Annotated in this window: 10 protein-coding genes; 5 read left to right on the forward strand and 5 right to left on the reverse strand. The window is 67.7% G+C overall.

Going from position 1 to position 14739, the window contains the following annotated elements:
• Positions 1-140 precede the first annotated feature (140 nt).
• The 3 genes from WME95_RS04325 to WME95_RS04335 all read left to right on the forward strand — a co-directional run bounded on the left by WME95_RS04325 (position 141) and on the right by WME95_RS04335 (position 1375).
• Positions 141-341, forward strand: coding sequence for a hypothetical protein (locus tag WME95_RS04325; RefSeq protein WP_437907139.1), 201 nt, complete (start codon positions 141-143; stop codon positions 339-341).
• A 125-nt stretch (positions 342-466) separates the two neighbouring features.
• Complete coding sequence (locus tag WME95_RS04330) at positions 467-667, forward strand: hypothetical protein (RefSeq protein WP_437549658.1); 201 nt, start codon at positions 467-469, stop codon at positions 665-667.
• A gap of 30 nt (positions 668-697) precedes the next feature.
• Positions 698-1375: an iron-containing redox enzyme family protein gene (locus WME95_RS04335; protein ID WP_437549659.1), complete on the forward strand. Its 678-nt coding sequence runs from the start codon at positions 698-700 to the stop codon at positions 1373-1375.
• A gap of 38 nt (positions 1376-1413) precedes the next feature.
• On the opposite strand, the gene WME95_RS04340 is transcribed toward WME95_RS04335, so the two are convergent.
• From WME95_RS04340 to WME95_RS04355, 4 genes are all read right to left on the reverse strand, one after another.
• On the reverse strand, positions 1414-3138 hold the full coding sequence (locus WME95_RS04340; RefSeq protein ID WP_437907140.1) for an ATP-binding protein: 1725 nt from the start codon (positions 3136-3138) through the stop codon (positions 1414-1416).
• 8 nt (positions 3139-3146) lie between these two features.
• The gene (locus tag WME95_RS04345; protein ID WP_437907141.1) at positions 3147-5108 is read right to left on the reverse strand and encodes a protein kinase domain-containing protein; all 1962 of its coding nucleotides are present in this window, start codon (positions 5106-5108) and stop codon (positions 3147-3149) included.
• A 410-nt stretch (positions 5109-5518) separates the two neighbouring features.
• Entirely contained in the window at positions 5519-6991 is a 1473-nt protein-coding gene (locus tag WME95_RS04350; RefSeq protein ID WP_437907142.1) for a DUF1552 domain-containing protein, read from the reverse strand.
• Positions 6992-6995: 4 nt separating this feature from the next.
• Positions 6996-8744 (reverse strand): DUF1592 domain-containing protein, encoded by a 1749-nt coding sequence (locus WME95_RS04355; protein ID WP_437907143.1) that lies wholly within the window; start codon positions 8742-8744, stop codon positions 6996-6998.
• Positions 8745-9401: 657 nt separating this feature from the next.
• On the opposite strand from WME95_RS04355, the gene WME95_RS04360 reads away from it, so the two are divergent.
• On the forward strand, positions 9402-10931 hold the full coding sequence (locus tag WME95_RS04360) for a right-handed parallel beta-helix repeat-containing protein (protein ID WP_437907144.1): 1530 nt from the start codon (positions 9402-9404) through the stop codon (positions 10929-10931).
• A gap of 159 nt (positions 10932-11090) precedes the next feature.
• Complete coding sequence (locus WME95_RS04365) at positions 11091-12515, forward strand: multicopper oxidase family protein (protein ID WP_437907145.1); 1425 nt, start codon at positions 11091-11093, stop codon at positions 12513-12515.
• Between the two features lie 25 nt (positions 12516-12540).
• Here WME95_RS04365 and WME95_RS04370 read toward each other — a convergent pair whose 3' ends face one another.
• Positions 12541-14712, reverse strand: a complete 2172-nt coding sequence (locus WME95_RS04370; RefSeq protein ID WP_437907146.1) for an alkaline phosphatase D family protein — start codon at positions 14710-14712, stop codon at positions 12541-12543.
• Between the last annotated feature and the right edge of the window lie 27 nt (positions 14713-14739).

Raw genomic sequence — 14739 nt, forward strand, 5'->3', positions numbered from 1 at the left:
GAGTGGCGGCGACAGGGGGGCGGTTTACCGTCGATGATACATCCGACGGACACCGCGACTCTCGTTTTTTTTGTTTGACAGCTTGAAGCGTTCCCAGGTAAGATCGCTGACAGAGCGTTGATTTTGAATCGGGGCCCCTGATGAGCAACTTCGATACTCTATATAACGCGGGCATGTTTCCGAGCGCCGTTACAAAGGAAGCTGATCTCGATCCCACGGTGCGGGACACGATCGCCAGGCTCTCCAGCGATGAGATCAACGCGCTGATCTCGGCGTACAAGAAGCTCGATAGCACCGCTCAGAGCAATACTCAGGCGTTTCTGCAGGTGTGTGGCTTCTGAGCGGCGTCGATGGAGCGGAGCGCTCGATCCATGCAGCGCGTCGGCGAGCAGCTGGGAGCCGGGCGGCAGCTCTACAGTGTTCGGCTCGTGAAGAATGAATCTGGACCTCTGAGCAAGGGGCAACGATGCGTAACTTCGACGTGCTGTATAAAGCAGGCCTGTTTCCGAGCAGCGTGAATCAGGAGTCCGACCTGGACCCCAAAGTTCAGGCGACGATCGAGAGCCTATCGCACGAGGAGATAAGCGCGTTGACATCGATATTCAACAAGCTCGATGGCGTCGCTCAGAACAACGCCAGCGACGGCATGCGCACGGCCTCCTTCTGAGCGGCGTCGCTGGCGCGGAGCGTTCGAGTCATGCAGCGCATCAGCGAGCAACTGGAAGCCCGGCGGCAGCTCTACAGTGCTCGGCTCGCGGAGGCGACCGCCAGGTTCTGGGAGCACCCACAGCTCGTGGAGCTCTACCCCGTCATGCTGTTCCGGATGCACTGCATGGCGCGCGCGACGGTGCCGCTGATGGAGGCGGCGGTCAGCCGGCTGAGCTCGATGGACACTGCCGATCCGGTGGTCGCTGGTCTCCAGGAGTACTTCACGGATCATATCCCGAGAGAGCGGCGCCATGATGAGTGGATCCTGGAGGACCTCGCGGCGCTAGGGCTCGACGTGCGCGAGGTGCTCGATCGGCTCCCTCCGCCGACGATCGCGTCGATGGTGGGTTCGCAGTACTACTGGATCTATCACCACCATCCGATCGCGCTTCTCGGCTATATCGCGGTTGTGGAAGCGGAGCCTCCGACCCCCGAGAGGGTGGACTCGATCGTCGCGAAGACTGGCCTGCCCAGGACGGCGTTCCGGACCTACCTGCGGCACGCGGCGCTCGAGCCCGAGCACAATGCGATCTACAAGGAGCTTGTGGACAGACTGCCGCTCGAGCCGCGGCATATCGCCGCGATCGGGCTGAGCACGCTCCACAGCGCTTACGAGGTCGGAAGGTCGATGGAGCAGATCCTCGGAGCCGGCGCGCAGCAGGGGTGAGCTGCCCGGCGGCATCGGTCGAGCGATGCTCCTCACGCCTATGAAAGCGGAGCGCCGCGGCTCTCCTTCGGCAGCGTGATCACGAACTCCGTGTACTCCCCTTCCTCGCTCTCCACCCGCATCGTCCCCTGGTGCCCCTGCACGACGATCTCTCGGCTCAAGGACAACCCCAGTCCGGTTCCCTCGCCGGGCGGCTTCGTCGTGAAGAACGGCTCGAACATGCGCACGGCGACCGTTTTCGGGATCCCCATCCCGTTGTCGCGGATGCGCACCTCGACCTGATCCGCCCGGTCCGCGGTGCGGACGCTCAGCTCGGGCGTGTAGCTGGCCCCGCGCTCGCGCTTCTTTTGCCGCATCGCGTACAGCGCGTTGTCGACCACGTTGAGGAACACCCGCCCCATGTCGAGCGCCGCCATCTCCACCGGGCCGATCGCCGGATCGTACGCCGTGACGATGTGCGCGTCGGCGTCGCCGCCCTGGGCCCCGGCGCGCGCGTGCCGCACGCTCTCGTCCACCACTGCGTTCAGGTCGGCCGGCGCCCGCTCGCCCGCCGGGCGCCGGGCGTGCTGGAGCATCCCCTTGATGATCGCGTCTGCGCGACGGCCGTGCTCGGTGATCCGGGCCATGCTGTCGCGCAGGTGGCCCAGGTTCTCCTCGATCTGCGCGAGCGCGCCAGGGTCGAGCCGCGCCCCTTGCGCGCGCAGCTCCTCGCGCAGATCCTCGGCCACGCCGGCGGCGATATCAGCGAAGTTGTTCATGAAATTCAGCGGATTGCGGATCTCGTGAGCGATGCCTGCCACGACGCCGCTGAGCGACGCGAGCTTCGCGTCCAGCACGAGCTGCATGCGCTCCACCGTCTCGCGCTCGAGGCGCCGGTACAGCGACGCGTTCTTCACGGCGACGGCGGCCTGGCTGGCGAACGCGACGAGGAACTCCAGATCCGCGTCGGTGAAGACATGTGTCGCGCTGCGGTTGTCCACATAGAGCACCCCGATGACGTCGTCCTTGGGCTTGAGCGGAACGCACATCGACGCGCGGATCGACTGGGCGACGACGGAGCGCGCCGCGTCGAGGCGAGGGTCGAGAACGGCGTCGGCGAAGAGCGCCGCCACGCTCTTGCGGAGCGCGTAATCGACGATGTTTTGGCTGAAGATCGGCTCATCGTCAGGCAAAGGCAGCGACGTCTTCACGGCGCGCCGCTCGAGCTTCCCCGTCGTTTCGTTGACGAGCAGGATGGCGCCGCGGTCCACGTCGAGGATCTGAAAGATCAGATCGAGGATCTTGTGGAGCAGGGTGTTGATGTCATCGGAGACCGGGAGCAGCTTCGCGACCTCGATCAGGATCTGCAGCCGAGCCTCCGCCCGCGGCGCGGAGCCGGGACCGCCGCGCTCGCTCTCCTGCATGAGCTTGCTGATGACGGTGTGTGTCAGCGGGCGGATCGCCTGCGGTCGCAGCGACGGCTTTGACGAAGGAGCGCCGTCTGTCGTGAAGAGCAGGTCGAGATCGCCGAGCGTGATCGTGTCGCCGCTCCGGATCTCTTTGCGCAGGACCCGCGCGCCGTTCACGAACGTGCCGTTCTTGCTCTGCAGGTCGACGATGAAGAACCTGCCCTCGGACGGCTCGATCCGCGCCTGGCTGCGGGACAGGCTCCTGTGCGGGATGCAGATCGCCTGATCCTCCGCGCGGCCGATGGTGATGGCAATGTCTCCAATGGAGAAGGCCTGCTCCTCAGGACCGCCGGGATTGTAGATGAGCGTCGGCAAGGCTCGACCTATCGCATGGTGGTCGTCATGGTAACACTGACGGTCGGCGTGCCCTCTGCGAGGGAGGCGGCCGGACCGCGGCGAACCACGTTGAAAACGTTCACGGGCGGACCTCCCGGCAAGAGGCTCCTCGCGTCCACCGGCTCGAAGTCGAACAGCCCCTGCGCGGCGTCGCGGACCGCTGCATCGATGAGGATCTCCCCGGGAAGCGCCGTCCTGGCGAGGTGCGCCGCGGCGTTGACCGCGTCGCCGAGCACCGTGTAGTCGAGCCGCCCGTAGGCCTGAGAGCCGACGCTGCCGGAGAGCACCTGCCCCGTGGAGAGGCCGATGCAGATCCGCCGCATGTAGGACGAGCACTTGCCGGCGCGGTGCGCCACCGCCGCCACCTGCGTGCGGACGGCCACGCACGCGCTGAGCGCCCTCGACAGATGATCCGGCCCCTGGAACACCGTCATCACCGTGTCGCCGAGAAACTTGTCCACGACGCCCCCCTTCGCCAGGAGCTCCGGGACGATCATCTCGAAGTTGGCCCTGAGCAGCCTCATGGCCTCTCCGGGCGGCATCGCCTTGGCGGCGGGGATGAACTGGAAGACGTGGACGAACGCCACCGTGGCCATGAGGGTCTCGCTCTCGAGCGCGATCGTGGGCCCTATGGCCCGGAGCCGCTCGACCAACGCCGCGCTCGTGTACTGGCGGAGGACCTTGTTCTCCTCGTCCGAGCGCGCGTTCCTCCGCAGCTCCGCGACCTGTTTCTTGGTCTTGTCGATGGTCGCCTCGAGATCGGCGCGCTGGAGCGGCTTGAGCAGGAAATCAAATGCGCCCTGGTTCATCGCGGACCGGATGTTCCCCATGTCGCCGTAGGCGGACATCATCACCGTCTTTGCGAACGGGTTCACCTCCGGGACGTGCCCGAGGAACGTGAGTCCATCCATCACGGGCATCTTGATGTCGGTCAAGATGACGTCGATATCGGGGTGGCGCCGGAGCTCGCGAAGGGCGGACTCCCCGTTGTCCGCGAAGAGGAACTGGTAGACGCCGTCGCGGATCTTCTGCCGGAAGTGCAGCTTCATCATGAGCGCCACGTCGGGCTCATCGTCGGCGACAAGGATCTTGGTGGGACCGCTGCTGGCCTCGCTCACCGCCGCGAACGCCGCGACGAACTCGCGCGCGGACTGGAACCGCTGCGCCGGATCCTTCGCCAGCGCGCGCTCGAAGAAGCCGTCGAAGTCGGGTCGCAGGCTGGGGACGACGCTCGACGGCGGCGGGGATAGATCCGTGCAGATGCTGATCAACAGCTCCCCGATCCCGCTCGTCGTGAAGGGGAGCCGGCCTGTGAGAGCCCTGTAGGCCATGACGCCGAGCGACCAGAGATCGCTGAGATGGTTCGGCACGACGGCGCGCACCTGCTCGGGGCTCATGTACGCCGGCGTTCCGATCGTCCTGCCAGCCACCGCCTGCTGGTCTTCGTCCGACCCCTCGAAGACCGTCCACACCACGCCGAAATCGAGGAGCTTCACGCATTCGCCGGGCTCCTTCCGGGCGATGAAGACGTTTGCCGGCTTGAGATCGCGGTGGACGATCCCCGCGGAGCTCGCCGCCTCCAGGCCGATGGCGATCTGCCGGAGCAGGGCGAGCGTGGTCGACGGCGAGAACAGCTGCTCCCGGGCGAGCCTGCTCTCGAGGTCCTCTCCTTCGAGGAGCTCCATCACGATGTAAGGGCAATCCTCGTCGATGCCGTAATCATATATCTGCACGATGTGCTCGTTCCGGAGCCGGGCGATCGCCATCGCCTCCCGCTCGAAGCGGCGTCGCGCGGTGTCGGAGGTGAGGTGCTCGGGCGTCATCACCTTGACGGCGACCGGACGCCGGAGCACCTGATCGAACGCCTCCCAGATGACGCCCATCCCTCCGCGTCCGATCTCACGTTCCAGCGTGTACTTCCGTGCGATCGTACGATTCGACATGATCATGTGGGCGTCCGGCTCACGCGCGAAGCACGCGAGCTCGTCCGCGGTGTCTTGGCCCTGGTACTCGGCAGTTCGTACGTCGGTAAGCAGCGCGCCGCCACACGTCGACGACCTTCACGCGGCACGGGCGCGTGCGCGCCGGCATCCCAAGCCACCGCGCTGCCGCCCTGGACCGGTTCGCTTGGACGCATGCGCTGCTCCTCGGTGGTATCTATATCAGGCTGGTTCGAGCCGTCCAAGAGGCATCGCCGGACGGCGCCCTTGCAGCGGCTCGGCCGCGCTCGGCGGTCGCCGTATCGCCCGCTAGTTTCCAGCCGCGAGACCGGGTGGGAATCGTCCGGCCGAGCGTTCAAGGTGGCCGGGGCGGAAGCGGTTTGGTGCAGACGGCGCGCCGAAGGCGCCTCGTACGTCTCTCACGGCAGCTCCGCGAGCGGGCCCTTCCTGTACGCCGTGTCGTTTCCGAAGTGCTCGTCTTCGTAGCCGAAGGCGCGCAGGATCGATGTGTAGACGTTGTGCATCGAGACGTCGGTCTCGTAGTCGGACTGGGTGGGATCCGCGCTCGCGCGCTTGTTGTAGTTGACGTGGCGGCCGCCCGGCCACCTGCCGCCTGCCTTGCCGGCGAGCAGGACGGGGATATCGCGGGGCGAGTGCCCGCCGCCGCACCCGAACTCGCTCGTGAAGAGCACGACGCTGTTGTCGAGCATCGTGCCGTCGCCCTCGGGGGTGCTCTTCAGCCCGTCGAGCAGGCGTGCGAAGAGCTCCATACGCCAGTTGCGGTTCGCGAGGATGGTCGCGCGCCAGTCCTCGAGCCTGTCGGGCTCCGCGCCGCTCGGGCCGACGTCGAGGGCGGCGTGGCCGAGGCTGTGGCCGAGGTCGGTGCTGTACGGTTGGGGCAGCCAGCTCGTCAGGACGTCGGCCACCTGGAAGGTGGCCACCTGCGTGAGACCGCACCGGAACGCATGCAGGAGGACGTCGACCAGCAGGGGCGCGGCCTCCTTGATTCCCCCTCCCGTGTAGGATCCATATCCCTGGTACACGGGCGCTCCGCCGACATCCGGCTTCGTGCAGGCCGCCAGGTTGGAGATGCCCTCGAGCTTCTTCTCCAGGCTCCGGATGTGCTCGGCGTGCGCGTCGAGCAGGTGCCTGTCGGCCGCGCTCACGCGCCCCTTCAGGGCAGCGAGGTGCTCGCTCACACCGTCGAGGACGCTCTTCCGGTGAGCGCGGAGCCGGAGCTGTTCGGGCGTCGGGCCCGCCCCGGTCTCCGCGACGTCCTGGAAGAGCCGGGCGAAGGCGCTCGTCGGGTCCTTCTCGCTGGACACCTGCTCGCCCGCCGCGTTGTACAGCGGCTCTCCGTAGTTGTGTCCGTCGACCATGAGATCGATCGACGAGAACGGCGCCGGGCTCTCGCCGGCGAGCCGCTGCGCGATGACCTGATCGATCGATGGGCCGAGCGCCCTGGCGTCGTCGCCTCCCGAGGTCGTATCGGCGCAGGTGAGCACTGTCGCGTTGGAGCAGCCGTGGTGCCCGCCGTAGTCTCCCTGGAGCATCCCGGCGGCGTCGTCGACGCCGCGGAGCAGGGTGAGGTCGCCCTTGAGGGCCTCGAGCGGAGCCATCTCTTCGCCGAGGACCTCGAGCGCCGACCCCTCGCCGCCGGGCGCCCAGAGGTCGAGCATGCTCCAGGCGCCCGGCTTCCAGGGATCCCCCTTCTCGCCGGAGGAGTGGCGAGACGTGATCGTGCCGCCGTGGCTGAAGAACACGATGAACCGCCTGGCCCTGCCGTTCGCGGCCCAGACGTCCCCATGGGTCGCCTCGAGCAGCGGCAGGGCGATGCACAGACCGGTCGCGGTGCGGAGGAAATTCCTTCGGCTGAAAGCGGCGCGGCTCATAAGTTCACTCCTCGATCTGGCGCAGGTGCAAGAAGGCATTGCTGGTCGTGAGGGAGACGATGAGATCACGCACGCTGCCGCCGCTCTCGGGCGTCGGCGTGGCCGCCTCGATCGACGCGAGATCCTGGTCGATCGGGACGCGCCGGAGCGCCGTCTGGAAGAAGCGCTTCGTGAGGCAGGCGCGCGCCGCGGGGCTCGCCGCGAGGGCCGCCGACATCCCGACGCCGCCGTCGACCTCCACGCCCTCTTCGTCCGGAGGGAGCGCAGGGAGGCTGCCGCGCGCGTCGATGTCGAGCAGGTAGGGCGCCTGCGCGTCCCCGCCCGCCTCCTGCGACTGCCATCTCCCGAGCGCGTCGTAATGCTCGAACGCGAAGCCGATCGGGTTGATGGTCCTGTGGCAGCTCGCGCAGGCGCCGCTCGACGTCTTGGCCTCCACGTCCTGGCGGATCGTCCTGTGCACCACCTCGCCGTTCTCCTCGACGGCTCCGCCCTTGACCGGTACGTCGCTCGCGTTGGGGGGCGGCGGGCCGAGGGGGCGGCAGAGCACCTGCTCCAGGATGTACGCGCCGCGGCGGATCGGCGATTTGACCTCGAGGCTGCCGAACACGCTCAGGAAGGCCGCCCGCGTGAAGAGCCCCGCGCGCTGATCGCGGGGGAGGGAGACCCACGAGAACGTGCGCTCGTCGGCGGGGCCCTCCACCCCGTAGAGCGCGGCGAGGGGCCCGTTCACGTAGGCGTCCGTCGTCGTGAGCAACGTCTCGAACCTGCCGTCCCCCTCGAAGAGCACGCGCTCCACGAGGGCCTCGAGCTCGGTGCGCATGGCGGCGCGCAGCGCGGGTGAATCCTCGGGGTAGATCTCGGGGCTCTTCGGCGCGCTCTCGAGCGAGGCGTGCTTGTTCGTGCCGTCGAGCTCCAGCCAATCGGCGAAGAAGCGCCTCGCCGTGGCGCGGGCGCGGTCGTTCGAGAGGAGCCGCTCCGCCTGCGCGCGCACGCCGTCCGCCGTGTCGAGCGCGCCGGACTCCGCGGCGTCGAGCAGCGCGTCGTCCGGCGTCGTGTTCCAGAGGAAATACGACAGGCGCGACGCCCGCTCCCAGCCCGTGAGCGGGCGGACGCCGGAGGCGAGCGGCTCGCTCCCGTCCCCGCCGCGGCCGAGCTCGACGAAGTAATAGACGTTGGGCGACTGGATCATGGTCTCGAGCACGACGAGGAGGGCGTCCTCGAACGACTGCTCCTCCCGCGCCCGGGCGTACTGGCCCTTGAGCATCGCGACCTCGGCCTCGTCGAGCGTGCGCCGGAAGGCGCGGCGCCCGAACGTCCGCACGAAGCCGTCCACGCACGCCTCGTCGTCCGCGCCGGTCGTGTCGCAGGGGAACACCGGTGTCCCCCACGACGCGCGCCGCGCGACGATCGCCTCCGCCGCGGCGTTGAGCTTGTCGACGGCGAGGAGCGAGGCGACCTCTCCCGTGTCCGGGTCGAGGTCGAGCTCGAGCCCCGGATCGCCGAACAGGTCGCGCATCGAGCTCGTGAACTGCGCCGGTGTCATCCGGCGCATCCCCGCTGGAGCGACGTCGACCAGCCCGCTCGCGCTCGGCGACCCGCCGCGGTCGCCTCCGAGGTCGCCGACGCAGCCCGAGAGCAGGTGGGACGCCGCGAGGACAATCGCGCCGGCGAGCGCCGTCGCGCGCCGCCCTGGCGCGGTGAATCTATCGAGAACGTCGAGGGGTTTCACGCCGCCAGGCTTCGTTCGCTTCATGGCTTCAGTCCTCGCGCGGTCGCTGAACACAGCGGGCTGGATCGAAGGGGCCTCGACGCGATCTTCCCGGGAACTTTCCCGGGAATTATCGAGCCACGCTGTGCTGCGTGTTCGCCGTCCGCCGGGGATTGGCATCGAGCGATCGCCGAACCGGGGCCTCCATCCATCGTGGATAATCGACCAACTCATCGGTGGGATCCAGCTCACAGGCCGCATGGAGCTCATGCACCTTGTGCATATCCTACGTCATCGTCTCGAATGACGCGAGGGCCGTTGATCGAAGAGAGCCGACAGGACCCCAGGAATCCTCAGAGGCGCGAGAAAAATCCCTTCTTGGCGTCCTTGGCGGCTCAACTTCTTCTCACAGGAGCGCCGTTATCATCGATGGTTCGATGTAAGGAAGATGGTTCGATGGTTTCGATGTAAGGGACGCCCCGTCGGCGAGCCTTTCGCGAAAGCGGCATCCAGCGCGAGTCTGGATTACATCCTGCTACCTCGGGGGCGGAAGATGCGACAACAGCAATGTCCGGTCGCATGACAAAGTGCATCGACGTGTCATCTTGCCGCACTGAGGCGAGAAGGCCTCGCAATCTGTAAAATTACAGTGGAGCTTTTATGGCCCATATCGTGGAGAATTCTGTGAGGGTTCGAGCTTGCGTGACCGGATTGCTCCTCGCCGCAGGTTGCACCGGCGAGCTTGGCGGAACGACGGGAACGGCGGCTGGCGGCGGTCCGGCGCCGCTCCCTCCGCCCGTCGTGAACATTCCGCCGATCCACGTCGATTGCAGCCACGTCGGAAACGGCAAGGATTACCAGGTCGGTCCTGGCAAGGAGTTCGAGGCGATCGGCGACGTCCCGCTCGAATCGCTCGTCGCCGGCGACACGGTGCGCATCTTCTGGCGTGCCGAGGCGTACCACGAGAAGATCATGCTCGGGGGCCAGGGGACGGCCGAGCAACCCATCCGGCTCTGCGGCGTCCCGGGGCCGAACGGCGAGCTGCCGGTGATCGACGGTGAAAACGCGACCACCCGGCCCGAGCTCGATTTCCCCTTCGACGGCCACCAGGTGCGGGGGCTCATCATCGTCGGGCACAAGCACGACGACCCGTGGGAGCTCGGGCCCACCCACATCACGATCGAGGGCCTCGAGATCAAGAACGCGTCGCGCCCCCACCGCTTCACCGACAAGGCGGGCTCGGAAGCGGCCTACTCGGACCCCGCGGCCGGCATCTTCGTGGAGCGCGGCGATCACGTGACCATCCGCGCCTGCGAGGTGCACGAGAACGCCAATGGCCTCTTCATCGGCACGGCCGGCGGGGATATCCTGACCACGAACGTGCTCATCGAGTCGAACTACATCCACGACAACGGGAGCTTCGAGGATTACAACGAGCACAACGTCTACAACGAGGCCTCGAACGTCGTCTACCAGTTCAACCGCTTCGGCCCCACGCGCGGCGGCAACGGCAACAACATCAAGGAGCGCTCGGCCGGCGTCGTCATCCGGTACAACTGGATCGAGGACGGCGCCCACCTGATCGACCTCGTCGACGCGCAGGAGGCGACCGACTCGGTCGCGCTGCCGTCGTTCCACGAGACGTTCATTTACGGCAACGTGCTCCTGCGCAACGGCTACGGCGCGTCCATGATCCACTACGGCGGGGACAGCGGGGAGACCGAGTACTACAGGAAGGGCACGCTCCACTTCTTCTCCAACACCGTCTTCGTCAAGAACGACAACTACGAGGACTACGATCGCTCAGCGATGTTCGAGGCCTCGACCAACGACGAGCAGATCGACGCCCGCAACAACGTGTTCGCCAGCAGCCTGGAGCCGACCGAGCTCCGCGCGGTCACCTTCCTCGGGGACCGCGACGGCGTGGCCGCCGGGGCCCTCACCCTGTCCGGGAACTGGGTGACGAACGGGTGGCTGCCGTTCGATCCTGTCCGCGAGGTGGTGAAGGTGATCGGGCAGGTGGACGGCCTGGACGACTCGATCTTCGGCGTCGATCCGGCGTTCGCGTCGGCGGCAAACCACGACTTCATGCCGGCCGCGAGCGCGCCGCTCATCGGCGCTGGCGCCTCGCTCGACGGCCTCCCGCCGGTCGAGCACCAGTACGCGCCGCACCAGCAGGCCAGGGCGCGCAACGACGGCGCGACCCTCACGATCGGCGCGTTCGGGCGGTAGCCCCCGCGCCGTGCAGTCCCGCGGCGAGGCTCACTCCACGGCCCGCGGGGTCACCCCACACAACCCAGGTCGGCTCGCCCGTGAGGGATCGCGCCTTGCAGAGGGCGGCGCATGCGCTGGATCGGATGCGCCTTGCCCCGCGCAAGGCGCAAAGGATGCGTGTCCCCGGCACGCTTTGCGGGAGAGATTGCGGTGATCCTGTCGCTCGTGAGCGCGCTCGCGGGGTGCGGCGCCGAAGAGGCGCCGCCGGACCTCCGGCAGCCGGCGGGCTGGGACGACGCGCTGCGGCTGCCGGATGCCGAGGATCACGATCCTGCGCCCGACGTGGTCGAGGTGCACCTCGAGGCCAGGGTGGCCGCGATCGAGGTGGTCCCGGGGCTCACGACCGAGGTCTGGACCTACAACGGGATGCTCCCCGGTCCGACGATCCGCGCGAAGAGGGGCGACCGCGTGGTGGTGAAGTTCCAGAACCACCTTCCCGAGGCGACGACGATCCACTGGCATGGTCTGCGCGTGCCGGCGGCCATGGATGGGACGCTGCACGTGCAGAAGCCCATCGAGCCGGGCGAGGGCTTCGAGTACTCCTTCACCGTGCCGGACGCCGGCACGTTCTGGTACCACCCGCACCTTCGCTCGAGCGCCCAGGTCGGTGCGGGCCTCTACGGCGCGTTCGTCGTCGAGGATGCTGCGGAGGAGGCGCCGCTCGGCGACGAGCTGCTGCTCGTGATGAGCGAGATCGGCGTCGAGGAAGACGGCTCGCTCACCCCCGCCGACGAGAGCGGATGGTTCGGCGATTACTTCGGGCGCGAGGGCGGGACGGTCCTTGTCAACGGGAAGATCGTGCCGACGGTCGCCGCGCGGGAGGGGGTTCCGCAGCGCTGGCGGGTGGTCAACGCCGCGCGCAGCCGCTACTTCCGCTTCACCGTGCCGGGCCAGCCGCTCGTGCTCATCGGCGGAGACGGGGGCCTCTCGGAGAGGCCGCTCCCCGTGGACGAGGTGACGCTCGCCCCGGGCGAGCGCGCGGAGCTCTACGTGATGCCCGTCGAGGGCGAACCGGTGGTGATCCCGCTCCTCGACGCGAATCGATTCCACCTGCCGAACGAGGCGGATCCCAAGGACCTCATGCGTCTCGAGCTGGCCGACGAGCCTCCGGGGAGCGGCGCACCGACGCTTCCCGAGCGTCTGGCCGAGATCGCCTCGATCGACACCACGGGCGCGCAACGACAGGCGGTGGAGTTCATGGAGCAGGGCGATGCCGACGGAGCGGTGCTCGGGATCAACGGCCAGACGGACGGCTCTCTCATGTTCTCTGCGAAGACGAACACGGTCGAGGTCTGGACGCTGACGAACACCACCAACTACGATCACCCGTTCCACCTGCACGGGTTCTTCTTTCAGGTGCTCGACATCGACGGCGCCGAGCCGCCGGTGCGCGCATGGAGCGATACCGTCAACCTCGTGCCTGAAAAGGTCGTGCGGATCGCCATCCCGTTCGATGACCGCGCCGGCATGTGGATGTTCCACTGTCACATCCTCGATCACGCGGATCTGGGGATGATGGCGATGCTCCACCTGATGCCGTGAATGGTCTGTCGAGGGCTGCCGGGCGTCAGACCCACGCCTGTGTGGTGGGATCCCAGCGCTTCCAGGCGCCGCCGTCGTCCACGTAGAGCTCGCTCTCCCCGGGGAGGGTGCGGAAGCGCTTGCTGGTGATCTTCAGATCGCCGATCCTTCCCGAGTAGTCGGTCTGCGCTTCGGTGGCCTTGATGCTCCGCATGTCGGCGACGAGCTCTTGCCCGCTCGCCTCGACCACGACGTAGCCGTGGGCGTTGCTGTTGGCGTGGGCGAGGTGCGGGTTGATCTTCGTCTCGGGCGACGTGAGCAGCGTGTCGATGCTGAGGGCGAGCGCCGCGGCGCCCGGGAGCCCGCGCAGCGTTGGATCGCTCGCGACCTGGCTCGTCAGGATCTCGCGGAAGGACGCCGAGGAGACGGCGCCGCCCACGAGCTCGACGATCTTCTTCGTGGGATCGCCGCTCGGTCCGGGCGTGCCAGCGTAGAAGGCGTGGACGTCGCCGGTGATCGCCACGACGCCCCCCAGCCCGACGAGCCTCTCGAGCAGCTCGTCCCGCTTGTTGCGGAAGCCGTCCCAGGCGTCGGTGGTCGTGTAGAAGCTGCGCTTGAACTGGGCGGGGAGCGAATAGGGGCTGAGATCGACGGCGAGCTGGACGAGGCAGAACTCGTTGCCCCAGACCTTCCATGTCGCCTTCGAGCCTTCCATGGTGTCGAGGAACCAGGCCTCCTGCTCGGCGCCCATCATGGCCTCGCTCGCGCCCTGCGTCTCCTTGTAGCGGATGGCAGCGTAGATATCGAAGGTGTCCTTGGCCGTGAAGTAGCGGCTGCCGATCATGCCGTACGCGTTGATCTTGCCGAAATCCACGTAGGCGATGCCCCGCTCCAGGCCCGCTTCCGCGGCGTCGATGAGCGGGATCTGCGTGTCCTCCGGCAGGCCCTCGTTGGCGGCGGCGACGATCTCGTTGATGAAGGCGACGCTGATCTTCCCCGTCACCTCGGCGGGGTCGTAGCCCACGGTCTCCGCGGCCGCGAGGAGGACCGGCGCATAGATGCCGTCGCCGTAGGTCTCCACGTCCACGTAGGGCAGGGCGGCCGCGGGGACCTCCCCGAGCTCGGCCACGAGCGTCGGCTGATCGAGCGCGACCCTGCCGGGGAAAGCGTCCTCCGGGATGAGGTGATCCGGCCGGTAGCTGCGCAGATCGGTCATCACCAGGTGGACGTGCCGGCCGAACACGAAGTCGCGGTAGATGTGGAATTCGTCCGGGAGCGCGGCCTCCGGGTCGAGCTCGACGCCGTCGCCGTAATCGACGGGCTGGTACTCGAACCAGGCCTGGTTTGCGGCCTTGCGCCGGTCCGCGTCGGTCTCGTCCTGCCGGCCGTCGAAATAGGTGGCCGTGGCGCCGAAGCAGTCGTTCGAGAACTCGTGGTCGTCCCACGTGGCGATCATCGGGAAGCTCTCGTGGACCTTCTGGAGGTTCGCGTCGGAGCGGTACGTCCTGTAGAGCTCCCGGTAGTTATCGAGCGATCTCGCCGCGTGGTAGGCGCCGTCGCCGTCACCGAGGGAGATGCTGCCGGCCAGGTCGGTGAAGACGACGCGGCGCCCGGTCGTGCTCTGGAAGCTGGGGTCGCCGTCCGTCTCGTAGATGTAATCGCCGAGGTGGACGAAGAAATCGAGCTCCTCCTGGGCGAGCGCCAGGTAGGTGTTGTAGTACCGGCCCACGTAGTCCTGGCACGACACGTAGGCGAAGCGGACCTTGACGTCCGCCTCCGCGGCCGGGGCGGTCTTGGTGCGCCCCACGCGAGACACGTAGCTCGTCCCGCCCTTCACGTAGATGAAGCGGTAGTAGTAGACCGTGCCCGCCGCCAGGCCGCGGACCTTCACCTTCACGCAGTGATCGTGCCTCGCGAGCGCCTTCACCTTCGCCTGTCCGGCGTCGAGCGCCACCCGCTGCGCGAACCCGGCGTCGGTCGCGACCTCGACCTCGAGATCGAGATCCGCTGCGCCGTCCTGCACGCGGGTCCAGAGGACGACGCTGCCGGGGCGCGGATCGCCGGAGGCGACCGACTGGGGGAAGTACTCGGACCCGTCCGCGAGCTCGCGCTCGTCGCCGAGCGGGTTGATCGTCTCGGGATCGTCGCCGCAGGCCGGGACGACCAGCGCGCCGGCGGTGACGAGCGTGGCTCGAAGGAAATCTCTGCGCTTCAGCATCGGGCGATCAGGGAATCCTGGAACTTT

This window comes from Sorangium sp. So ce327 (assembly GCF_051530205.1).
In the GTDB taxonomy this organism is placed as follows: domain Bacteria; phylum Myxococcota_A; class Polyangia; order Polyangiales; family Polyangiaceae; genus Sorangium; species Sorangium cellulosum_B.

What these genes read in the sequence shown, in the direction of transcription:
- WME95_RS04325 (WP_437907139.1), top strand. Translation starts at nt 141, where the DNA reads ATGAGCAACTTCGATACTCTATATAACGCGGGCATGTTTCCGAGCGCC.
- WME95_RS04330 (WP_437549658.1), top strand. Translation starts at nt 467, where the DNA reads ATGCGTAACTTCGACGTGCTGTATAAAGCAGGCCTGTTTCCGAGCAGC.
- WME95_RS04335 (WP_437549659.1), top strand. Translation starts at nt 698, where the DNA reads ATGCAGCGCATCAGCGAGCAACTGGAAGCCCGGCGGCAGCTCTACAGT.
- WME95_RS04345 (WP_437907141.1), bottom strand. Translation starts at nt 5,108, where the DNA reads ATGATCATGTCGAATCGTACGATCGCACGGAAGTACACGCTGGAACGT.
- WME95_RS04350 (WP_437907142.1), bottom strand. Translation starts at nt 6,991, where the DNA reads ATGAGCCGCGCCGCTTTCAGCCGAAGGAATTTCCTCCGCACCGCGACC.
- WME95_RS04355 (WP_437907143.1), bottom strand. Translation starts at nt 8,744, where the DNA reads ATGAAGCGAACGAAGCCTGGCGGCGTGAAACCCCTCGACGTTCTCGAT.
- WME95_RS04370 (WP_437907146.1), bottom strand. Translation starts at nt 14,712, where the DNA reads ATGCTGAAGCGCAGAGATTTCCTTCGAGCCACGCTCGTCACCGCCGGC.